The organism is Burkholderia sp. E168m22, from assembly GCF_001319805.1.
Classification (GTDB): Bacteria; Pseudomonadota; Gammaproteobacteria; order Burkholderiales; family Burkholderiaceae; genus Burkholderia; species Burkholderia orbicola.
Map to the genome: position 1 here is coordinate 1 of NZ_BBSK01000010.1, position 19,211 is coordinate 19,211.

22 protein-coding genes and 1 pseudogene are annotated in these 19,211 nt (G+C 67.5%); 21 read left to right on the forward strand and 2 right to left on the reverse strand.

What is annotated here, in order from left to right; all coding sequences use genetic code 11:
* The 9 genes and pseudogenes from AP428_RS37080 to groL form a co-directional block, all read left to right on the forward strand.
* Positions 1–710: pseudogene (locus tag AP428_RS37080) on the forward strand (hypothetical protein); the annotation flags it as partial.
* Positions 711–1,023: 313 nt separating this feature from the next.
* The gene (locus AP428_RS01545) at positions 1,024–1,383 is read left to right on the forward strand and encodes a hypothetical protein (RefSeq protein WP_011544726.1); all 360 of its coding nucleotides are present in this window, start codon (positions 1,024–1,026) and stop codon (positions 1,381–1,383) included.
* 27 nt (positions 1,384–1,410) lie between these two features.
* Entirely contained in the window at positions 1,411–1,926 is a 516-nt protein-coding gene (locus tag AP428_RS01550; protein WP_054927438.1) for a sigma-70 family RNA polymerase sigma factor, read from the forward strand.
* On the forward strand, positions 1,923–2,705 hold the full coding sequence (locus tag AP428_RS01555; protein WP_054927439.1) for an anti-sigma factor: 783 nt from the start codon (positions 1,923–1,925) through the stop codon (positions 2,703–2,705). Before AP428_RS01550 ends, AP428_RS01555 begins: the two co-directional genes overlap by 4 nt.
* A gap of 26 nt (positions 2,706–2,731) precedes the next feature.
* Positions 2,732–3,154: a hypothetical protein gene (locus AP428_RS01560; protein ID WP_054927468.1), complete on the forward strand. Its 423-nt coding sequence runs from the start codon at positions 2,732–2,734 to the stop codon at positions 3,152–3,154.
* Positions 3,151–3,783 (forward strand): sigma-E factor regulatory protein RseB domain-containing protein, encoded by a 633-nt coding sequence (locus AP428_RS01565; RefSeq protein ID WP_054927440.1) that lies wholly within the window; start codon positions 3,151–3,153, stop codon positions 3,781–3,783. Before AP428_RS01560 ends, AP428_RS01565 begins: the two co-directional genes overlap by 4 nt.
* Positions 3,784–3,827: 44 nt before the next feature.
* On the forward strand, positions 3,828–4,340 hold the full coding sequence (locus tag AP428_RS01570) for an SRPBCC family protein (protein WP_011544731.1): 513 nt from the start codon (positions 3,828–3,830) through the stop codon (positions 4,338–4,340).
* A gap of 392 nt (positions 4,341–4,732) precedes the next feature.
* The gene (locus AP428_RS01575) at positions 4,733–5,026 is read left to right on the forward strand and encodes a co-chaperone GroES (RefSeq protein ID WP_011544732.1); all 294 of its coding nucleotides are present in this window, start codon (positions 4,733–4,735) and stop codon (positions 5,024–5,026) included.
* Positions 5,027–5,072: 46 nt separating this feature from the next.
* Positions 5,073–6,713 (forward strand): chaperonin GroEL, encoded by a 1,641-nt coding sequence (gene groL / locus AP428_RS01580; RefSeq protein WP_006476740.1) that lies wholly within the window; start codon positions 5,073–5,075, stop codon positions 6,711–6,713.
* A 146-nt stretch (positions 6,714–6,859) separates the two neighbouring features.
* On the opposite strand, the gene AP428_RS01585 is transcribed toward groL, so the two are convergent.
* Positions 6,860–7,726 (reverse strand): hydroxymethylpyrimidine/phosphomethylpyrimidine kinase, encoded by an 867-nt coding sequence (locus tag AP428_RS01585; RefSeq protein WP_054927441.1) that lies wholly within the window; start codon positions 7,724–7,726, stop codon positions 6,860–6,862.
* A 255-nt stretch (positions 7,727–7,981) separates the two neighbouring features.
* Between AP428_RS01585 and AP428_RS01590 the strand changes: the two genes are divergently transcribed.
* The 8 genes from AP428_RS01590 to AP428_RS01625 all read left to right on the forward strand — a co-directional run bounded on the left by AP428_RS01590 (position 7,982) and on the right by AP428_RS01625 (position 14,597).
* Positions 7,982–8,152 (forward strand): rubredoxin, encoded by a 171-nt coding sequence (locus tag AP428_RS01590; protein ID WP_004186709.1) that lies wholly within the window; start codon positions 7,982–7,984, stop codon positions 8,150–8,152.
* Positions 8,153–8,256: 104 nt separating this feature from the next.
* Positions 8,257–9,558, forward strand: a complete 1,302-nt coding sequence (locus tag AP428_RS01595) for a hypothetical protein (protein ID WP_054927442.1) — start codon at positions 8,257–8,259, stop codon at positions 9,556–9,558.
* Positions 9,559–9,740: 182 nt separating this feature from the next.
* A complete protein-coding gene (locus tag AP428_RS01600; RefSeq protein WP_011544736.1) occupies positions 9,741–10,319 on the forward strand; it encodes a YqgE/AlgH family protein in 579 nt (192 codons plus the stop codon).
* Positions 10,316–10,765, forward strand: coding sequence for a Holliday junction resolvase RuvX (gene ruvX / locus AP428_RS01605; RefSeq protein WP_006476737.1), 450 nt, complete (start codon positions 10,316–10,318; stop codon positions 10,763–10,765). The genes AP428_RS01600 and ruvX overlap by 4 nt, the downstream gene beginning before the upstream one ends.
* Entirely contained in the window at positions 10,752–11,276 is a 525-nt protein-coding gene (pyrR, locus tag AP428_RS01610; protein WP_054927443.1) for a bifunctional pyr operon transcriptional regulator/uracil phosphoribosyltransferase PyrR, read from the forward strand. Before ruvX ends, pyrR begins: the two co-directional genes overlap by 14 nt.
* Before the next feature lie 73 nt (positions 11,277–11,349).
* Positions 11,350–12,381 carry an aspartate carbamoyltransferase catalytic subunit gene (locus tag AP428_RS01615; RefSeq protein ID WP_054927444.1) on the forward strand — a complete coding sequence of 344 codons (1,032 nt, stop codon included), beginning with the start codon at positions 11,350–11,352 and terminating at the stop codon, positions 12,379–12,381.
* Between the two features lie 61 nt (positions 12,382–12,442).
* Entirely contained in the window at positions 12,443–13,720 is a 1,278-nt protein-coding gene (locus tag AP428_RS01620) for a dihydroorotase (RefSeq protein ID WP_054927445.1), read from the forward strand.
* A gap of 19 nt (positions 13,721–13,739) precedes the next feature.
* The gene (locus AP428_RS01625) at positions 13,740–14,597 is read left to right on the forward strand and encodes a lysophospholipid acyltransferase family protein (RefSeq protein ID WP_054927446.1); all 858 of its coding nucleotides are present in this window, start codon (positions 13,740–13,742) and stop codon (positions 14,595–14,597) included.
* Between the two features lie 36 nt (positions 14,598–14,633).
* Here AP428_RS01625 and AP428_RS01630 read toward each other — a convergent pair whose 3' ends face one another.
* Positions 14,634–15,473, reverse strand: coding sequence for a symmetrical bis(5'-nucleosyl)-tetraphosphatase (locus AP428_RS01630; RefSeq protein ID WP_054927447.1), 840 nt, complete (start codon positions 15,471–15,473; stop codon positions 14,634–14,636).
* Positions 15,474–15,816: 343 nt separating this feature from the next.
* Here AP428_RS01630 and rfbB point away from each other — a divergent pair, with 343 nt between their 5' ends.
* The 4 genes from rfbB to rfbD are packed head-to-tail and all read left to right on the forward strand — an operon-like array spanning position 15,817 to position 19,211.
* Complete coding sequence (gene rfbB / locus AP428_RS01635) at positions 15,817–16,878, forward strand: dTDP-glucose 4,6-dehydratase (protein ID WP_011544741.1); 1,062 nt, start codon at positions 15,817–15,819, stop codon at positions 16,876–16,878.
* 11 nt (positions 16,879–16,889) lie between these two features.
* The gene (gene rfbA, locus AP428_RS01640) at positions 16,890–17,783 is read left to right on the forward strand and encodes a glucose-1-phosphate thymidylyltransferase RfbA (RefSeq protein ID WP_011694186.1); all 894 of its coding nucleotides are present in this window, start codon (positions 16,890–16,892) and stop codon (positions 17,781–17,783) included.
* A complete protein-coding gene (gene rfbC, locus AP428_RS01645) occupies positions 17,768–18,319 on the forward strand; it encodes a dTDP-4-dehydrorhamnose 3,5-epimerase (protein ID WP_011544743.1) in 552 nt (183 codons plus the stop codon). The genes rfbA and rfbC overlap by 16 nt, the downstream gene beginning before the upstream one ends.
* Positions 18,312–19,211: a dTDP-4-dehydrorhamnose reductase gene (gene rfbD, locus AP428_RS01650; RefSeq protein WP_054927448.1), complete on the forward strand. Its 900-nt coding sequence runs from the start codon at positions 18,312–18,314 to the stop codon at positions 19,209–19,211. The genes rfbC and rfbD overlap by 8 nt, the downstream gene beginning before the upstream one ends.

The window sequence follows — 19,211 nt, forward strand, 5'->3', positions numbered from 1 at the left end:
CGCTGAGCAACGTGGTCGGGACGGCCACGGGCGCTCTCGGCAACGCGGTCGGCTCGGTGGCCGGTGCACTGGGCGCACTGGGCGGCACGAGCCCGCTGGCGCCGGTGCAGGGTGTCGTGAACCAGGTCGTCGGTACGCTCGGCAGCGGCAATCCGGCCGGTGCACTGACGGGCGCGCTGAACTCGGTGACGGGTGCCCTCGGCAACCTCGGCGGCTCCAATCCGCTGGCGCCGGTGCAAGGCGTCGTCAACCAAGTGGTTGGCACGCTGTCCGGTGCGGCCGGCAATAACCCGATCGCCCCGATCACGAACCTCGTGAGCGGCCTGACGGGCGGCGGCAACCCGGCCGGCGCGCTGACCGGTGCGCTCGGTGCGGTGACGGGCGCACTCGGGTCCGGTCCGGCGGCGCTCGGCCAGGCGGCCGGCGCGCTGTCGGGGGCGGCCGGTTCGACGGCAGCGGCGGGCGGCAGCCTGCTCGGCGCGGGCGCGAATGCAGCCGGCGGTACGGCCGGCGCGGTCGGTTCGCTGCTGACGACGGGCGCCAACTCGACGGCGACGGTCGTCAATGCGGCCGGCACGTCGGTGGGCACGGTGCTCGGTTCCGCACCGGGCCTGTCGGTGACGCCGCATTCGGGCAACGGCTCGGCGAACAACCCGCTCGCACCGGTGACGACACTGCTCCAGTCGCTGACCGGCGCATTGCCGAGGTAACCGGCCGAACCCGCACGACGGCGCCGTATCGGCCGTCGTGCGAGACGCTCGCGCGATACGGCCCCTGCAACAGGGGGCGCGCAACGCGGCATGACAGCGATGTCATGCCGCGTTGTCATTTCAGGCTTCCGCTCGCTTTCGTCGCATGAATGATCGCCGCCGCGCGTCGCGGCGTGGCATGGAATAACCGGCCATCCCTGTCCGTTTACATACCGAGTTCCGGCACCGCCGGCCGGCGGGATAATGATCGCGACGCAGCCGATCGTCCCGTCCGGCGGCATCGTGTCGCGACACGACGTCAAGGAGAACGGGAATGAAACGGATGCTCTTCGCCGCCGCGCTGACGGCGGCGATCGTGCGGCCGGCGGCCGCGGAACCGCCACAGGTCGCCGACGGGAAACTCGTCGACGAAGCGCACATGACGCTGTACGTGTTCGATCGCGATGCGCCGGGCAAGAGCATGTGCGACGGCACGTGCGCGGCCAACTGGCCGCCCGCGCTCGCCGACGCGTACGACAAGGCGTCGGGGGCGCTGAGCCTCGTCGCCCGCGACGACGGCAAAAAGCAGTGGGCGTACCGCGGCCGCCCGCTGTATCGCTGGAAGATGGACCACAAGGCCGGCGACGCGGGCGGCGACGGAATCGGCGGCATGTGGCACGTCGCACGGCCGTGACCGCGCGGCGACGCGCGAGGCATCCCGATGAGCTATGAGTCGGACCTGCTGGTGTGGCTTCCGCATCTCACGCGCTATGCGCGTGCGCTGACGGGCGAGCGCGCGTGGGCCGACGATCTCGTGCAGGACACGCTCGAGCGTGCGCTGAACCGGCCGCCGCGCGACGGCGGCAACCTGCGCGCATGGTTGCTGACGCTGTTGCGGCACCGCTTCATCGATCAGTTGCGCGCGCGGCACGAGATCGCGGTCGACGACGCGACGGCGCCGTGGCAGACGATGGCTGCCCCCGCCGGCGAGGTCGGCGGCCTGGAGTTGCGCGACGTGCAGCGCGCGCTGTACCGGCTGCCGGTCGAGCGGCGCGAGGTGCTGTTGCTGATCGCGCTCGAGGAGTTGAGCTATCGCGATGCCGCGCAAGTGCTCGGCGTGCCGGTCGGCACGGTGATGTCGCGGCTCGCGCGGGCGCGTGCGCAGATGCGCGCGTTGCTGTCGGACGCGCCGTCGCCGCACGGCACGGCCACGTTACGAGTGATCGGGAAGCCATGATGGACGATCCGCGCAAGCCTTCGAACCAGCAGGACGACGATGCGTCGGCGCAACTGCTGTCCGCGCTGCTGGACGGCGAACTGTCCGGGCACGAGCGGCGCGAGATGCTCGAGCGCCTGCAGTCCGATCCGCAGGAAGCCGAACGATTCGCGCATTACCGTGCTCAGCGCGATGCGCTGAAAGCACTGTTCCCGTTGCCGGCCGCCGCGCCCGCGTTGTTCGTGCAGCGCCGCGCGCCGCGCTGGCGCGCCATCGCCCACGCGTTCGCCGGGCTAGCGGCCGGGCTGCTGATCGGCGTCGCGCTGCATGCGGGCTGGGCGGCGTTCGGCCGCGAACCGGCGTTCGCCGCGCGTGCCGATGTCGCGTACGCCGTGTACGCCGCTGACCGCGAGCATCCGGTGGAAGTCGGTGCGGCCGATCCCAAGCGTCTCGCCGCGTGGCTCTCGGCGCGCATTGGCCAGCCGGTACGCGCGCCGTCGTTCGACGAATACGGTTATGCGCTGCTGGGCGGCCGGTTGCTGCCCGGCGACGCGGGGCCGGCCGCGCAGCTGATGTACCAGCGCGCGGACGGCGCGCGCGTGACGCTGTACATGACCGCATACGATGCGCGTCGCCTCGCGCCGCGGGCGATGTCGGCCGACGGCCGCTACACGTATTTCTGGTCGGATCGCGGCATGGGTTATGCGCTGTCCGGCCGTGGCGACGAACGGCGTCTGCGCGAACTCGCGATCGACGCATGCGGCGCGCTGGGCGGGCCGACCGACGCGTGGAAGGGATGACGCGCGGCGCCCGCAGGGAGCAGGCGATGAAGACGGCGATGATGAAGGGACTCGTGCTGGCGGCGTTCGTCGTGGGCACGATGCTTGCGCGAGCGCAGGGCGATGCACCCGTGCGCGTGCCGGTCGATGCCGATGGCGTGCAGCGCGTGACGATCGTCGGCGGCAGCTATTTCTTCCGGCCGAACCACGTGATCGTCCGCGCGCACCTGCCGGTCGAGCTGACCGTATCGGCCGAGCCCGGCGTGGTGCCGCACAGCTTCGAGATCGACGCTCCGCCGCAGGCGGGCATCGCGGTGCATACCGAGCTCGGCACCACGCCGAGAACGTTTCGTTTCACGCCGCAGCAGCCGGGCCGGTTCGCCTACTATTGCACGCACCGGCTGCTGTTTTTCCGCAGCCATCGCGAGCGCGGGATGGAAGGCGTGCTCGATGTCGAGGCGGCGCCGTGATCGCCGCGTTGCTGGCCGCGAGCCTGATAGGAGCGAGCATGACAGCCGATCCCGTGACCGTCGCACAGTCGCATTTCGACCACGTCCGCTCGTACCGCGCGACGATTCGTTCGTCGGCGCGCGACGGCGAGCGCACCGAGATTCGTTATGCGTACCTGAAGCCGGGCTTCGTCCGGATGGATTTCGTGTCGCCGCATCGCGGTGCGGTGCTCGCGTACGATCCCGGGGACGGCAAGGTGCGGCTGCGTCCGTTCGGCACGCATGCGCCGCCCGCGCTGACGCTGTCGCCGTCCAATCCGCTCGTACGCGATCGCGCCGGCCACCGGGTCGACCGCTCGGACGTCGGCGAACTGCTGCGCAACGTACATGCGCTGCAACAGGGCGGCGCGACGGTGATCGAAGGCGAGGAAACCGTCGGTGGCCGGACCGCGCAGCGCGTGCTGGTCACGGGCGCGCCCGCGCACGCGGTCGACGGCGTGCATCGTTACCGGTTGTGGCTCGACGCCGCGGACGGTTTTCCGCTGAAGGTCGTCAGCTACGCGGACGATGACGACGTGCCGCTCGAAACCGTGACGCTCGACGACGTGGAGATCGACGTCGCGTTTCCCGAGCGTTTCTTCGCGCCCTGACGGTGCGCCGATCCGCGTTCCCGAACGCGCGTGCCGGAGGCTGCATGGCGGAATACCGGTTTTCGACGACCTGGCGGGTGGATGCGCCGCTCGCGGCGGTCTGGGATGCGATCTATCAGGTCGACCGCTGGCCCGACTGGTGGAAGGGCGCCGTGCGCACCGTCGAGCTCGAGCCGGGCGACGCGCGCGGCGTCGGCGCGTTGCACCGGTATACATGGAAGGGCGCGCTGCCGTACCGGCTGACCTTCGACATGCGCGTGCGGCGCGTCGAGCGGCCGCATGTGCTCGAAGGCCATGCGAGCGGCGCGATCGAGGGCGACGGACGCTGGTCGTTCGCCGCTGCCGGCGCGCGCACCGTCGTGCGCTACGACTGGCACATCCGCACGCATGGCTGGATGAACTGGCTGGAGCCGCTGGCACGGCCGCTGTTCCGATGGAATCACGACGTCGTGATGCGCGAAGGCGCGAAGGGGCTCGCGCGGCGGCTGGCCACGACCGTCGAGACGGAGGGCCGGACCTTCCGGCCGCTGCCGGACGCGGACTGCGCCGACGCGTGAAATCGGCCCGGCGACGCCGGCGAACGAGCACGTCGCGGCAGACGAAATCGGCGTCCGCACGATTTTTTCGATGCGATGTCATCGGTCTCAGGAACTCCGGGCTTACCCGGTGTCCAAACGGGGCTGGATGACAGGCGCGGGCCGCTCGAGCCCTTCCGCCGGGGCGGTTGCGTACGTCATGGCTTTGTTTTGAAAGGGTTTTTGGTTGTTTTCGTGGGTTTTCCCGCCGCGTCGCCGCCCCAAAAATTCCTCTGGTTCCCCTTCTTGAATTTGTCAAAACCCGTCCATATAATTAGCACTCGCTGCACGAGAGTGCTAACAATTCTCTGCCGGGCGATAAGCCGGGCAGATTCCCTAAGCGTTCTTCAATCTCAGTCAAGAGAGGAGTGAATATGAACCTTCGTCCTTTGCACGATCGCGTGATCGTCAAGCGCCTGGATCAGGAAACCAAGACCGCCTCGGGCATCGTGATCCCCGAAGCTGCTGCTGAAAAGCCGGATCAAGGCGAGATCCTCGCGGTCGGCCCGGGCAAGCGCGACGACAAGGGCGCACCGATCGCACTCGACGTGAAGGTCGGCGATCGTGTCCTGTTCGGCAAGTACGCAGGTCAGACCGTGAAGGTCGACGGCCAGGAACTGCTGGTCATGCGCGAAGAAGACATCATGGCCGTGGTCAACGCCAAGTAAGCGTCCTCCGACGGTACATATTCCCAAGAATTCAAGGAGTTAGAAGATGGCAGCTAAAGACGTCGTATTCGGCGATTCCGCCCGTTCGAAGATGGTCGAAGGCGTGAACATTCTCGCCAACGCAGTCAAGGTCACGCTGGGTCCGAAGGGCCGCAACGTCGTGCTCGAGCGCAGCTTCGGCGGCCCGACGGTCACCAAGGACGGTGTGTCGGTCGCGAAGGAAATCGAGCTGAAGGACAAGCTCCAGAACATGGGCGCGCAAATGGTCAAGGAAGTCGCTTCCAAGACCAGCGACAACGCAGGCGACGGCACGACGACGGCAACCGTCCTCGCGCAATCGATTGTTCGCGAAGGCATGAAGTACGTCGCATCGGGCATGAACCCGATGGACCTGAAGCGCGGCATCGACAAGGCAGTCGCAGCGGCTGTCGAAGAGCTGAAGAAGATCAGCAAGCCGTGCACGACCAACAAGGAAATCGCACAGGTCGGCTCGATCTCGGCGAACAGCGATTCGTCGATCGGCGATCGCATCGCTGAAGCGATGGACAAGGTCGGCAAGGAAGGCGTGATCACCGTCGAAGACGGCAAGTCGCTGGCCGACGAGCTCGACGTCGTCGAAGGCATGCAATTCGACCGCGGCTACCTGTCGCCGTACTTCATCAACAACCCGGACAAGCAAGTCGCCGTCCTCGACAACCCGTTCGTGCTGCTGCACGACAAGAAGGTGTCGAACATCCGTGATCTGCTGCCGGTGCTCGAGCAAGTCGCGAAGGCTGGCCGTCCGCTGCTGATCATCGCAGAAGACGTCGAAGGCGAAGCACTCGCGACGCTGGTCGTCAACAACATCCGCGGCATCCTGAAGACCGTTGCGGTCAAGGCGCCGGGCTTCGGCGATCGTCGCAAGGCGATGCTGGAAGACATCGCGATCCTGACCGGCGGTCAAGTCGTCGCGGAAGAAACTGGCCTGACGCTCGAGAAGGCAACGCTGGCAGAACTGGGCCAGGCGAAGCGTATCGAAGTGGGCAAGGAAAACACGACGATCATCGACGGCGCAGGCGAAGCCGTGAACATCGAAGCACGCGTGAAGCAAGTGCGCGCGCAAATCGAAGAAGCGACGTCGGACTACGACCGTGAAAAGCTGCAAGAGCGCGTGGCCAAGCTGGCAGGCGGCGTTGCAGTGATCAAGGTCGGTGCTGCGACCGAAGTCGAAATGAAGGAAAAGAAGGCACGTGTCGAAGACGCACTGCACGCAACCCGCGCAGCTGTGGAAGAAGGCATCGTGGCAGGCGGCGGCGTCGCGCTGATCCGCGCTCGTACCGCGATCGCAGGCCTGACCGGCGCGAACGCCGACCAGAACGCCGGCATCAAGATCGTGCTGCGCGCAATGGAAGAGCCGCTGCGCCAGATCGTCACGAACGGCGGCGAAGAAGCCAGCGTCGTGGTGGCGGCAGTTGCTGCAGGCAAGGGCAACTACGGCTACAACGCAGCAACGGGCGAGTACGTCGACATGGTTGAAGCCGGCGTCGTCGACCCGACCAAGGTCACGCGCACCGCACTGCAGAACGCAGCTTCGGTTGCTGGCCTGCTGCTGACGACGGACGCAGCTGTCGCAGAATTGCCGAAGGAAGACGCACCGATGCCGGGCGGCATGCCGGGCGGCATGGGCGGCATGGGCATGGACATGTAATCGACTTCGGTCGATGGTGTCCGGAGCGCGCAGCGATGCGCGTTCCAGCCAAAAGAAAAGACCCGCAGCGATGCGGGTCTTTTTTTATTTGCACGTGGAATTCGGCATGCCGTTCGCGGCGGCGGGACCTGCCCGCCGCGCGCAACTCAATGCCGATGCGACGTCCTCGGCACCAGATCGGCCTTCACGGCCGGCGGCGTGTCGGAGTCGTCATTGCTGCGCGCCCAGAAGAACCGGTCAGGCAGGTACGCGCCCATGCCGGGCCGGAACGCGTCGCGCACGGCCTGATACAGGTATTCCTGTGCCTCGCGCACGGCTTCGGGCGGCTCCTGACCGTTCGCGAGCAGCGCCGCGATGGCCGCGCCGAGCGTATCGGTGATGCCCATCAGCCGGTGCGGCGAGCGATCCCACATGTCTTCGCGAAGCTGGCCTTCCTCGCCGTACAGCGTATTGACGAGCCGGTGCGAACCGGTTTCCGACGACAGGATGTATTCGCAGCCCTGCGACAGCAGATGCGACACGGCCGCGTCGAGATTCGGCGCCTCGGCATCGCCGTCCGGTTGCGCGAGCGCGATCAGCGTCGCGTGGTCGGCGACCAGCAACGTGGTTTGCGGCGCCAGCAGGTCGGCGATCGATTCGCGCAGGTCGTCGGCGGCGAGCACGTGTTCGTCGTCGAGCGTGAAGTCCGGCGCGAGCACGAGCGGCACGCCGTCGTAGTCGGCGACGACTTCGGCGATCGCGCTGACGACTTCCGCGCGCGTCGCCGCGCCGATCTTGAACGCGGCAACCGGCATGTCTTCGAGCAGCATGCGCGCCTGCGCGGCGACGACATCGGGGTCGAGGCCGGTGACTTCATCGCAGGCGGCCGAGTCGCGCACGGTATAGCCGGTCAGGACGGACACGCCGTGACAGCCCATGCTCGCCAGGGTCATCAGATCGGCTTGGAGGCCGGAGCCGCCGGTGGGATCGGACAGGCCGAAGGTGAGGACGATCGGAGGGGCGTTGCTGGACATGTAAAAATGGGGCAAGAGAAAAACGGACGAGCGACGGACATGCGGACGGCGAGGCGAATGGGCGGGGTCGGCCCTGTGTTGCCCGGCAGGCCGCACTTTTCAACCATTATGCGGTGGAATCCGGCCGGTACGACGGATTTTTTAGCGCAGCGCAACGTAGGCGCCGTCCTCCAGCGCGATTGCTAGGCAGTCCGGCCCCGACACGGTACCATCATGGCTCCCGAATTTACCGACTTTTCCCCGACGCGGCTTAAGATGGAATACAAGAGCTGGATGTGCCTGATTTGTGGCTGGATTTACGACGAAGAAGCCGGGCTGCCGGAAGAGGGCATTGCCCCGGGCACGCGCTGGGAAGACGTCCCGATCAACTGGACGTGTCCCGAATGCGGCGCCCGCAAGGAAGACTTCGAGATGGTCCAGATCTGACCGGGCTCCGCGCCCACGGACACTCCGCTCAGGCCTCGCACCGGCCCGGCGCTCGCGCGCCGCGGCTCGCGCGAGCGACTTGACGATGACAGGCGCGCGTGTCCATGACGTCCGATCCGGCGAACGTTCCCTACCCTGACGCATTGCCCAACCCGCGTGGCGGGGCCGTGCGCGCGGCCGACGCATGGCTGGCGGCGGCCGCCGACGCATTCGAGCGGCGCGACGATGCAGCGGCGCCGCTTTCCGCGGCCGCGGCGGTGCTGGCGGAAGCCGGCTGGCTACCGGCCGCGCGGTTCGCCGGACAACTGTCGGCCACCGTGCCGCTCCTCGCCACCGAGCCGACCTCGGCCGGCTGGCGTGCCGCGCTGCGCGATTTCCGTGCGGCGGTCGGCCGTCACAACCTGCGCGAGCTTGCGTGCTCGCCCGTTCTCTTCCAGCATTTCCGTGCATTGCGCGCGCAAAGCGTCGCCGACCTGCGCACGAGCGCGCCGCTCGATGCGCTCGCGCTGGTCGGCCGCGCGGTGCCGCCTGCCACGCTGCGCGCGCTGCCCGATGCGTTCGCGATCCGGATTCGTGCCCGCTACGAGCAGGCGCTGCTCGGCGTACTGCGTGCCGAACACGGCGCGCCGGGCGCGGCGCTCGACGAACTCGACGCGATGCTGGCCGCGCTCACTGACGACGGGCCGTACGATTTCTGGCGGCTCGCGGCCGCGTGCGTGCGCGCGCTGCGCGCAAGCGGCGCGCCCGAGCTGAAGCGCTTTCTCGCGCGGACCAACCTGCTGCTCGGCGAACACGCGCAGGGCCGGCGCAGCGCGCCGCCCGAACTGGTGCGCGAGACGGTGGCGCTGCTGTGGCGCGATTTCGCGCTGTTCGGCGCCGCGGCCGAGGACGTCGCGCTCGTCGACGTGCTGCACGACTACGGGTTGACGGTCGACTGGCACGTGGCCGGCACGCCAGCCTCCGAAGCCTTGTGGGAGGCCGATGCCGCGCGGGCCGAGCACGAGGCGGTCACCGCCGCGCCGACCCGCGCGCTCGGCGTCGTGACCGTCAACGCGCATGCCTATGAGGATTTCCTGCAGACTGCCGATGCATCGATGGCCGACCTTGCGGCCAACCCGGCCGCGGCCGACCCGGGCGCCGCGTGGCATGCGTCCGCCGCCGCCTACCGGGTCGGCACGGCCGCGTGCGCGCTCGGGCTCGGTCACGCGGCGCTGCTGGCCGACACGCTCGGTCTGGCATGGCGCCGCGCGGCGCACGGCGTGCCGCTCGCCGACGGCGGCCTCGATGCGCACCGCCACGCGTCCGACATGCTGCGCGCGGCGCTTCTGAAGATCGCGGCCGGCGTCGCGCCGCCGGATCTTACTGCGGCGTCCGAAGCGCTCGGCACGGCGCTCGGCCGGACCTGACGAACAAGGGGACGGACACCCGACGGCAGCCCTTGCCGCGCGGGCCTGCAACACGCTGCCGACAGCGCCCGCGCGCGTGTTAGAGTGCCGTGTGATCCGCGCGCGCCGTTGCCAGCGTGGCGCGGCGTTGCTTGTTGATCGCGGCCCGGTCAGGTCGCGGCGTCTTTGCTAAAATTCAAACCATGTCAAAGCCTTCCGATCGCATCAATCTCACCAACCAGTTCCTGATCGCCATGCCGAACATGGCCGATCCGACGTTCTCGGGAACGGTGGTCTATCTTTGCGATCACAGCGAGCGCGGTGCGCTCGGCCTCGTCATCAATCGTCCGACCGACATCGATCTCGAATCGCTGTTCAACCGCATCGACCTGAAGCTCGACATCGAGCCGCTGCTGCACATTCCGGTGTACTTCGGCGGTCCGGTCCAGACCGAGCGCGGCTTCGTGCTGCACGAGCCGGTCGAGGGCGCGAGCTACAACTCGTCGATGTCCGTCGACGGCGGGCTCGAGATGACGACGTCGAAGGACGTGCTCGAGGCGGTCGCGACGGGCACCGGCCCGAAGCGCTTCCTGCTCACGCTCGGCCATGCAGGCTGGGGCGCCGGGCAGCTCGAGGAAGAAATTGCCCGCAACGGCTGGCTGACCGTCGCCGCCGATCCGCGCATCGTGTTCGACACGCCGGCCGAAGAGCGCTTCGAAGCCGCGCTCGGCCTGCTCGGCGTCAGTTCGTCGATGCTGTCCGGCGAGGCAGGGCACGCATGAGTGGCGCGAGCGCGCGCGATGCGACGCTCCTGGCGTTCGACTACGGCGAAAAACGGATCGGCGTCGCGATTGGCAACGCGCTGACGCGCTCGGCCCGTGCGCTCGTCGTGATCCAGAACCTGAACCGCGAGCACCGCTTCAAGGCGGTCGGCGACCTGCTGGCCGAATGGCGGCCGGATGCGCTCGTCGTGGGCCTGCCGATGCATCCGGACGGCACGCCGCACGACATGACGCAGCAGGCGAAGCGTTTCGGCAACCAGCTGAACGGCCGCTTCGGGTTGCCCGTCACGTGGGTCGACGAGCGTTATTCGTCGGTCGAGGCGGAAGCCGGGCTGCGCGAGCGCAACGTGCGCGGCCGCGCTCGCACCGACATGCTCGATGCCGAAGCCGCGCGCGTCATTCTTCAACAGTATCTCGATCAATTGTCCGACCATGAGCACCATTGACGCCGAGGCGCTTTACCGCGTCCTGCTCGACCAGATCCGCGCCGCGTACGGCACGGCGTTCGCCGAACCGGGCGGCCCGCGGCTCGCCGGCATTTACAGCGGCGGCGCGTGGCTCGCCGAGCGCCTCGCGCGCGATCTCGGCGCACCGGCGTTCGGCGTCGTCAACGTCGCGCTGCATCGCGACGATTACGCGAAGAAGGGGCTGCACAGCCAGGCGAGCCCGACGTCGCTGCCGTTCGAGATCGACGGCGCGCGCATCGTGCTCGTCGACGACGTGCTGTACACCGGGCGCACCGTGCGCGCGGCGCTCAACGAGCTGTTCGACTACGGCCGTCCGGCCGCGGTCGAGCTCGCGGTGCTCGCCGATCGCAGCGGCCGCGAGCTGCCGGTCGCCGCGCGCTTCGCGGGCGGCACGCTCGACGTGCCGGCCGACGCGACGCTCGTGCTCGCGCGCGACGATGCGCGATTCACGCTGCGTCTCGAGGCCCAGAGCGAGTCGCACGGCGCCTGAACGGCACGCGAACCGTATCCCGGGCCGCTGGTTTGCACCGCGGCCCGTTTGCATAGTTGGAATCACGCACACCATGACCACCGACACCACTGGCCGCACCGGCAATCCCGCGGCGGCCGCGAGCCCCGACCGGTTTCGCTACGGTTTCCTGAAGGGCAACCCGCAGCTCACGAAAAACGGCGAGCTGAAGCACCTGCTGTCGATCGAGGGCCTGTCGCGCTCGATCGTCAATCACATCCTCGATACCGCCGAGCAGTTCGTCAGCGTGACGGACCGTGAAGTGAAAAAGGTGCCGCTGCTGCGCGGCAAGTCCGTGTTCAATCTGTTCTTCGAGAACTCGACGCGCACCCGCACGACCTTCGAGATTGCCGCGACGCGCCTGTCGGCCGACGTGCTGAACCTGAACATCAACGCGTCGTCGACGAGCAAGGGCGAATCGCTGCTCGACACGATCAACAACCTGTCGGCGATGCATGCCGACCTGTTCGTCGTGCGCCACGCGTCGAGCGGCGCGCCGTACCTGATCGCCGAGCACTGCGCGCCGCACGTGCACGTGATCAACGCCGGCGACGGCCGTCATGCGCACCCGACGCAGGGCCTGCTCGACATGTACACGATCCGTCACTACAAGCGCGACTTCACGAAGCTGCGCGTGGCGATCGTCGGCGACATCCTGCATTCGCGCGTCGCGCGCTCCGACATCCACGCGCTCACCACGCTCGGCGTGCCGGAAGTGCGAGCGATCGGCCCGCGCACGCTGCTGCCGGGCGGTCTCGAGCAGATGGGCGTGAAGGTGTTCCACAACCTCGACGAGGGGCTGAAGGGCGTCGACGTGATCATCATGCTGCGTCTGCAGAACGAACGGATGAGCGGCGCGCTGCTGCCGTCCGCGCAGGAGTACTTCAAGACGTGGGGCCTGACGCCCGAGCGCCTCGCGCTCGCCGCGCCCGACGCGATCGTGATGCATCCGGGGCCGATGAACCGCGGCGTCGAAATCGATTCGCAGGTCGCCGACGGTCCGCAATCGGTGATCCTCAACCAGGTCACGTTCGGCATCGCCGTGCGGATGGCGGTGATGGGCATCGTCGCCGGCAACAGCGACTGAGCCCGCTTTCGCGCCTCCTCGTTCAGGCATTCAACGCAATCAACGCATTCACAGACAGCGCATGAAGATTCATATCAAAGGCGGCACGCTGATCGACCCGGTCGCCGGCACCGAAGGGCAGGCCGACGTATTCGTCGCGGACGGCAAGATCGCCGCGCTGGGCAGCGCGCCCGCCGGTTTCAACGTGGACCAGACGATCGACGCGTCGGGCCTGATCGTCGCGCCCGGCCTCGTCGACCTGTGCGCGCGGCTGCGCGAGCCGGGCTACGAACACAAGGCGACGCTCGCGTCCGAGATGGCCGCGGCCGTCGCGGGCGGCGTCACGACCCTCGTGTGCCCACCGGACACCGATCCCGTGCTCGACGAGCCGGGCCTCGTCGAAATGCTCAAGTTCCGCGCACGCAATCTTCGCCAGGCCAACGTGCATCCCCTTGGCGCGCTGACGGTCGGCCTCAAGGGCGAGGTGATCACCGAGATGGTCGCGCTGACCGAATCCGGCTGCGTCGGTTTCACGCATGCCAACGTGCCGGTGCGCGACACGCAGGTGCTGCTGCGCGCGCTGCAGTACGCGAGCACCTACGGCTACACGACGTGGCTGCGCCCGCTCGACGCGTTCATCGGCCGCGGCGGCGTGGCCGCGAGCGGCGCGCTCGCGTCGCGGCTCGGGCTGTCCGGCGTGCCGGTCGCGGCCGAGACGATCGCACTCCACACGATTTTCGAACTGATGCGCGTGACGGGCGCACGCGTGCACCTCGCGCGGCTGTCGTCGGCGGCCGGGCTCGCGCTCGTGCGTGAAGCGAAGGCCGAGGGGCTGCCCGTGACCTGCGACGTCGGCGTGAACCACGTCCATCTGATCGACGTCGATATCGGCTACTTCGATTCGCAGTTCCGGCTCGATCCGCCTCTGCGCAGCGAGCGCGATCGCGAAGCGATTCGCGTGGCGCTCGCCGACGGCACGATCGATGCGATCTGCTCGGATCACACGCCGGTCGACGACGACGAGAAGCTGTTGCCGTTCGGTGAAGCGACGCCGGGCGCGACGGGGCTCGAACTGCTGCTGTCGCTGACGCTGAAGTGGGCGGACGAGACGCGCACGCCGCTCGCGCAGGCGCTGCGCCGCATCACGTCCGCGCCGGCCGACGTGCTGCAGCTGCCGGCCGGGCGCCTCGCCGAAGGCGGCGCGGCCGACCTGTGCGTGTTCGATCCGCGCGCGCACTGGCGCGTCGAGCCGCGTGCGCTGAAGAGCCAGGGCCACAATTCGCCGTTCCTCGGCTACGAACTGCCGGCCACCGTGCGTACCACGCTCGTGGCCGGACAGGTCGCGTTCGAGCGCCACTGAACCACGCGGGACCTTCGCCATGATCGCCTTTCGCAAGCTGCGTCTCGCCTTTCACCTGTTGCGCGGCATGGTGATCGTCGCGCTGTGTTTTTCGCACGTCACGCCCGCGCGCCGCGCAGAGCTGATACGCCGCTGGTCGCTCAAGCTGCTGCGGATCTGCGGGATGCGCCTCGTCGTCCACAACGACGGCGCGCGGCTCGACGCGAGCGCGCTCGTCGTGGGCAACCACGTGTCGTGGCTCGACATCTATGCGGTCAACGCGTGGCGGCCGACGCCGTTCGTGTCGAAGGCCGAGGTGCGGCAGTGGCCGGTCGTCGGCTGGCTCGCCGAGAAGCTCGACACCGTGTTCCTGCAGCGCGAGAAGCGTACCGAGGCGATGCGGATCATGCACGAGATGGCCGAGCGCCTGCGCACCGGCGGGCTGATGTGCGTGTTTCCGGAAGGGACGACGTCCGATGGCCAGGATCTGCTGCCGTTCCATGCGAACCTGTTCCAGGCCGCGGTATCGGCCGGCTGCGCGGTGCAGCCGATCTGCCTGATGTACGAGGACGCGCACGGGCGGCAGTCGGTCGCGCCGGCCTACACGGGCGATCTGTCGCTCGGCACGTCGCTCGACATGGTGTTGCGCGGCGGCCCGCTCGTCGCGCATCTGTACGTATGCGAACCGATCGCGCCGGGCGGTGACCGGCGGGCGACGTCCGCGGCGGCGCGCGACGCGATCGCGGCCGCACTGGCGACGCTGCAGGAGAGGGTCGGCAAGCCGACGGCCGAGTCGCTCGCCGAGCTGCAGAAGCATGCGTATCCGGCGACCGAGCTCGGCGCCGGTGCGACGGGCGACGCGGCAGCCGATGCGCCGGTGCCGGGGCGCGAGGGCTGATGCGCGGCCGGCCGGGGCGGGCGAATCAGTGTGCCGTCATTCGCCGCCCGGCGAACGGCACGCTTCGCACTGCACCTGCGTGACCGTGCGCTGCGCCGGGTCGGCCGCGAGCCGCACGGCCGACAACTGATTTCCCCATACGCAACCTGAATCGAGCGCGACGAGGTTGTCGCGCAACATCAGGCCGAGCGCGGCCCAGTGCCCGAACACGACCGTCACGTCCTCGGTGCGGCGCCCCGGCACGTCGAACCACGGCAGGTAGCCGGGCGGCGCGCTGTCGGGGCCGCCGTTCGCCTTGAATTCCATCGCGCCGTCGGGCGTGCAGAAGCGCAGGCGCGTGAACGCGTTGAATGCGACGCGCATCCGGTCGCGTTTTTTCAGGTTCGGCGTCCATTGATTCGGCTCGTTGCCGTACAGGCCTTGCAGCGTGTCGCGCCAATCGGGGGCACGCAGCGCGCGCTGCAGTTCGTCCGCGAGTTCAAGCGCGAGCGTGGCGTCCCATTGCGGCAACACGCCGGCGTGTACGAGCAACTTTCCGTCTTCGACATGCACGAACGGGCGATGGCGGACCCAGTCGAGCAGCGCGTCGGCGTCGGGCGCGTCGAGGATCTCGCCGATCGTGTCGCCCGGGCGCTCGGTGCGCAGCCCGGCGGAGACCGCGAGCAGGTGGAGGTCGTGATTGCCGAGCACGACGGTCGCGCGCGGGCCGAGATCGACGACCGCGCGCAGCGCGGCGAGGGAGCCGGGGCCGCGGTTGACGACGTCGCCGGCGATCCAGACGGGCGTGTCGGTGGGGGGCGAAAGCTTTTCGTACAGCGCCTGGAAAGCGGTGTGACAGCCTTGGATGTCGCCGATGGCGATGGGGGGGGGAGTCATGGGGCAGGGGATTTCGCGAGTATCGAGAACACGGGAAAAATTATCCAGTCACTGCAGTGTTGCGCAATTTGTGTTCCGCAACCGTGCGTTGATTTGGCAAGAAATTTCATGCCCGGAAAGGGTTCGAAGCGCTGTATCAAGTTGTTAGCGGCATGGCTTTTGCAGGGGGCGGCTACCTATAATTGTCGCTTTCCCCAACAAAATTAGCATTTCATGACTTTGGAGGCCATGTCGACCGGTTAAAATTCCCGGTTGGACGTGGCAATCACAAGCTACTAGCATTTGCGAATCTGAGGTGGCAGGCGCCTGATGGCGTCTGCCGCACACTAATTGAGGGAGCCTCATGATCCTGGTTACGGGCGGCGCGGGTTTTATCGGTGCCAATTTTGTACTCGACTGGCTGCGCGCATCCGACGAAGCCGTGCTCAACGTCGACAAGCTGACGTACGCAGGGAACCTGCGCACGCTGCAGTCGCTGGACGGAAACCCGAAGCACGTGTTCGTGCGCGTCGACATCTGCGACCGTGACGCGCTGGACGCCCTCCTGGCCGAGCACAAGCCCCGCGCGGTGCTGCACTTCGCCGCGGAAAGCCATGTCGATCGCTCGATCCACGGTCCCGCGGACTTCGTGCAGACCAACGTCGTCGGCACGTTCACGCTGCTCGAGGCCACCCGCCAGTACTGGAACGGTCTGAACGACGCCGACAAGGCCGCGTTCCGTTTCCTGCACGTGTCGACCGACGAGGTGTTCGGTTCGCTGTCGGCCACCGACCCGCAATTCTCCGAGACGACACCGTACGCGCCGAACAGCCCGTATTCCGCGACGAAGGCGGGCTCCGACCACCTGGTGCGCGCGTACCATCATACGTATGGCCTGCCGGTGCTGACGACGAACTGTTCGAACAACTACGGCCCGTACCAGTTCCCGGAAAAGCTGATCCCGCTGATGATCGCGAACGCGCTCGCGGGCAAGCCGCTGCCGGTGTATGGCGACGGCCAGAACGTGCGCGACTGGCTGTACGTCGGCGACCACTGCAGCGCGATCCGCGAAGTGCTCGCGCGTGGCGTACCGGGCGAGACGTACAACGTCGGCGGCTGGAACGAGAAGAAGAACCTCGAAGTCGTGCATACGCTGTGCGACCTGCTCGACAAGGCGCGCCCGAAGGCAGCGGGTTCGTACCGTGACCAGATCACCTATGTGACCGACCGGCCCGGCCACGATCGCCGCTACGCGATCGATGCGCGCAAGCTCGAACGCGAACTCGGCTGGAAGCCTGCGGAAACGTTCGAGACCGGCCTGGCGAAGACGGTCGACTGGTATCTCGACAACCAGGTGTGGGCCGATGAGGTCGCATCGGGCGAGTACCGCAAGTGGGTCGAGACGAACTACGCGAAACGCACGTGAGGAGAGAAGCGATGGCACGTAAAGGCATCATTCTCGCCGGCGGTTCCGGCACCCGGCTGTATCCGATCACGCACGTCGTCTCGAAGCAGCTTCTGCCGGTGTACGACAAGCCGATGATCTACTACCCGCTGTCGACGTTGATGATCGCGGGCATTCGCGACGTGTTGATCATCTCGACGCCGCAGGACACGCCGCGCTTCGAGTCGATGCTCGGCGACGGCAGCCAGTGGGGGATGAACATCCAGTACGCGGTGCAGCCGTCGCCCGACGGTCTCGCGCAGGCGTTCATCATCGGCAAGGAGTTCGTCGGCAACGATCCGTCGGCGCTGATCCTCGGCGACAACATCTTCTACGGTCACGACCTCGCGAAGCAGCTCGAGCGCGCGCATGCGCAGGAAACGGGCGCGACGGTGTTCGCGTATCACGTGCACGACCCGGAACGTTACGGCGTCGTCGAATTCGACAAGTCGTTCCGCGCGTTGTCGATCGAGGAGAAGCCCGCGAAGCCGCGTTCGAACTACGCGGTGACGGGCCTGTACTTCTACGACAACCAGGTGTGCGACATCGCGGCCGACATCAAGCCGTCGCCGCGCGGCGAGCTCGAAATCACCGACGTCAATTCGCGTTATCTCGACAGCGGCGCGCTGAACGTCGAGATCATGGGGCGTGGCTACGCTTGGCTCGATACCGGCACGCACGATTCGCTGATCGAGGCGGCCAGTTTCATCGCGACGCTGCAGAAGCGGCAAGGTCTCGTGGTTGCCTGTCCGGAAGAGATCGCGTATCGCCGCAACTGGATCGACGCGGAACAAGTGCTGAAGCTCGCCCAGCCGCTCGCGAAGAACGCATACGGTCAGTACCTGAAGAACATTCTTACGGATCAAGTCGCATGGCCATCCAAGTAACGGCAACGGCGCTGCCCGAAGTCAAGATCATCGAGCCGAAGGTGTTCGGCGACGCGCGCGGGTTCTTCTACGAAAGCTTCAACGGGAAGGAATTCGCCGAGCAGGTCGCACCCGGCGTCGAATTCGTGCAGGACAACCATTCGCGCTCGTCGAAGGGCGTGCTGCGCGGCCTGCACTATCAGATCCAGCACGCGCAGGGCAAGCTCGTTCGCGTGGTCGAGGGCGAAGTGTTCGACGTCGCCGTCGACATTCGCAAGGATTCGCCCAACTTCGGCAAGTGGGTGGGTGTGGTGCTGTCGAACGACAACCATCGGCAACTGTGGGTGCCGCCCGGTTTCGCGCACGGGTTCGTCGTGCTGTCGGAGGCCGCGCAGTTCCTTTACAAGACGACCGACTACTGGTTCCCCGAACACGAGCGCAGCATCGTGTGGAACGACCCGGAGATCGGGATCGAGTGGCCGATCGATTTCGAGCCGCTGCTGGCGGCGAAGGATGCGGCCGGCAAGCGTTTGAGCGAAGCCGAAGTTTATGCGTGAGGTGGGTGTGACTCCTGAGCCGACGATTCTCGTGACGGGTGTGAATGGTCAGGTCGGGTTCGAACTGCTGCGCTCGCTGCAAGGACTCGGCCGCGTGGTCGCATGCGACCGCTCGATGCTCGACCTGTCCGACCTCGATCGGGTGCGCAGCGTCGTGCGCGAGCTGAAGCCGTCGATCATCGTGAACCCGGCCGCGTACACGGCCGTCGACAAGGCCGAGGCGGACGTCGACGCCGCGCGCCGGCTGAATGTCGAAGTCCCGCGTGCTTTCGCAGAGGAGGCGGCGCGCCTCGGTGCAGCGCTGGTTCATTACTCAACCGACTATGTGTTCGACGGCACCAAAGAGGGTGCCTATGTCGAAACGGACGCGACCAACCCGCAGAACGTCTATGGGCTGACCAAGCTGGAGGGCGAGCAGGCCATCGCGGCGACAGGTTGCGCACACTTGATCCTGCGGACGAGCTGGGTGTACGGCCGCCGCGGCAAGAACTTCCTGCTGACGATGCTGAAGCTCGGGAGCGAGCGTCCTGAGTTGCGTGTCGTCGCGGATCAGGTTGGCGCCCCGACATGGTCGAAGACGATCGCCACCGCCACCGCGCACATCGTCGCGCAGGCATTGGCGGCCGATGACGCGGACTGGTGGGCGCGGCGTTCCGGCGTCTATCACTTCACGTCCGCGGGCGCCACGTCGTGGCACGGGTTTGCCGAGGCAATCTTCGCCCAGGCGATGGGCGAGCATGCGCCGAAGGTGTTGCCGATTCCGGCGAGCGACTACCCGGTTCCCGCCAAGCGCCCGTCCAATTCGCGGCTGTCGCACGACAAGCTGACCGAAGCATTCGGGTTGCGGTTGCCGGACTGGGCCGATGCGCTGAAGCTGTGCCTGAGTGAGTAA

What these genes read in the sequence shown, in the direction of transcription:
- AP428_RS01545 (WP_011544726.1), top strand. Translation starts at nt 1,024, where the DNA reads ATGAAACGGATGCTCTTCGCCGCCGCGCTGACGGCGGCGATCGTGCGG.
- AP428_RS01550 (WP_054927438.1), top strand. Translation starts at nt 1,411, where the DNA reads ATGAGCTATGAGTCGGACCTGCTGGTGTGGCTTCCGCATCTCACGCGC.
- AP428_RS01555 (WP_054927439.1), top strand. Translation starts at nt 1,923, where the DNA reads ATGATGGACGATCCGCGCAAGCCTTCGAACCAGCAGGACGACGATGCG.
- AP428_RS01560 (WP_054927468.1), top strand. Translation starts at nt 2,732, where the DNA reads ATGAAGACGGCGATGATGAAGGGACTCGTGCTGGCGGCGTTCGTCGTG.
- AP428_RS01570 (WP_011544731.1), top strand. Translation starts at nt 3,828, where the DNA reads ATGGCGGAATACCGGTTTTCGACGACCTGGCGGGTGGATGCGCCGCTC.
- AP428_RS01575 (WP_011544732.1), top strand. Translation starts at nt 4,733, where the DNA reads ATGAACCTTCGTCCTTTGCACGATCGCGTGATCGTCAAGCGCCTGGAT.
- groL (WP_006476740.1), top strand. Translation starts at nt 5,073, where the DNA reads ATGGCAGCTAAAGACGTCGTATTCGGCGATTCCGCCCGTTCGAAGATG.
- AP428_RS01585 (WP_054927441.1), bottom strand. Translation starts at nt 7,726, where the DNA reads ATGTCCAGCAACGCCCCTCCGATCGTCCTCACCTTCGGCCTGTCCGAT.
- AP428_RS01590 (WP_004186709.1), top strand. Translation starts at nt 7,982, where the DNA reads ATGGAATACAAGAGCTGGATGTGCCTGATTTGTGGCTGGATTTACGAC.
- AP428_RS01595 (WP_054927442.1), top strand. Translation starts at nt 8,257, where the DNA reads ATGACGTCCGATCCGGCGAACGTTCCCTACCCTGACGCATTGCCCAAC.
- AP428_RS01600 (WP_011544736.1), top strand. Translation starts at nt 9,741, where the DNA reads ATGTCAAAGCCTTCCGATCGCATCAATCTCACCAACCAGTTCCTGATC.
- ruvX (WP_006476737.1), top strand. Translation starts at nt 10,316, where the DNA reads ATGAGTGGCGCGAGCGCGCGCGATGCGACGCTCCTGGCGTTCGACTAC.
- pyrR (WP_054927443.1), top strand. Translation starts at nt 10,752, where the DNA reads ATGAGCACCATTGACGCCGAGGCGCTTTACCGCGTCCTGCTCGACCAG.
- AP428_RS01615 (WP_054927444.1), top strand. Translation starts at nt 11,350, where the DNA reads ATGACCACCGACACCACTGGCCGCACCGGCAATCCCGCGGCGGCCGCG.
- AP428_RS01620 (WP_054927445.1), top strand. Translation starts at nt 12,443, where the DNA reads ATGAAGATTCATATCAAAGGCGGCACGCTGATCGACCCGGTCGCCGGC.
- AP428_RS01625 (WP_054927446.1), top strand. Translation starts at nt 13,740, where the DNA reads ATGATCGCCTTTCGCAAGCTGCGTCTCGCCTTTCACCTGTTGCGCGGC.
- AP428_RS01630 (WP_054927447.1), bottom strand. Translation starts at nt 15,473, where the DNA reads ATGACTCCCCCCCCCATCGCCATCGGCGACATCCAAGGCTGTCACACC.
- rfbB (WP_011544741.1), top strand. Translation starts at nt 15,817, where the DNA reads ATGATCCTGGTTACGGGCGGCGCGGGTTTTATCGGTGCCAATTTTGTA.
- rfbA (WP_011694186.1), top strand. Translation starts at nt 16,890, where the DNA reads ATGGCACGTAAAGGCATCATTCTCGCCGGCGGTTCCGGCACCCGGCTG.
- rfbC (WP_011544743.1), top strand. Translation starts at nt 17,768, where the DNA reads ATGGCCATCCAAGTAACGGCAACGGCGCTGCCCGAAGTCAAGATCATC.
- rfbD (WP_054927448.1), top strand. Translation starts at nt 18,312, where the DNA reads ATGCGTGAGGTGGGTGTGACTCCTGAGCCGACGATTCTCGTGACGGGT.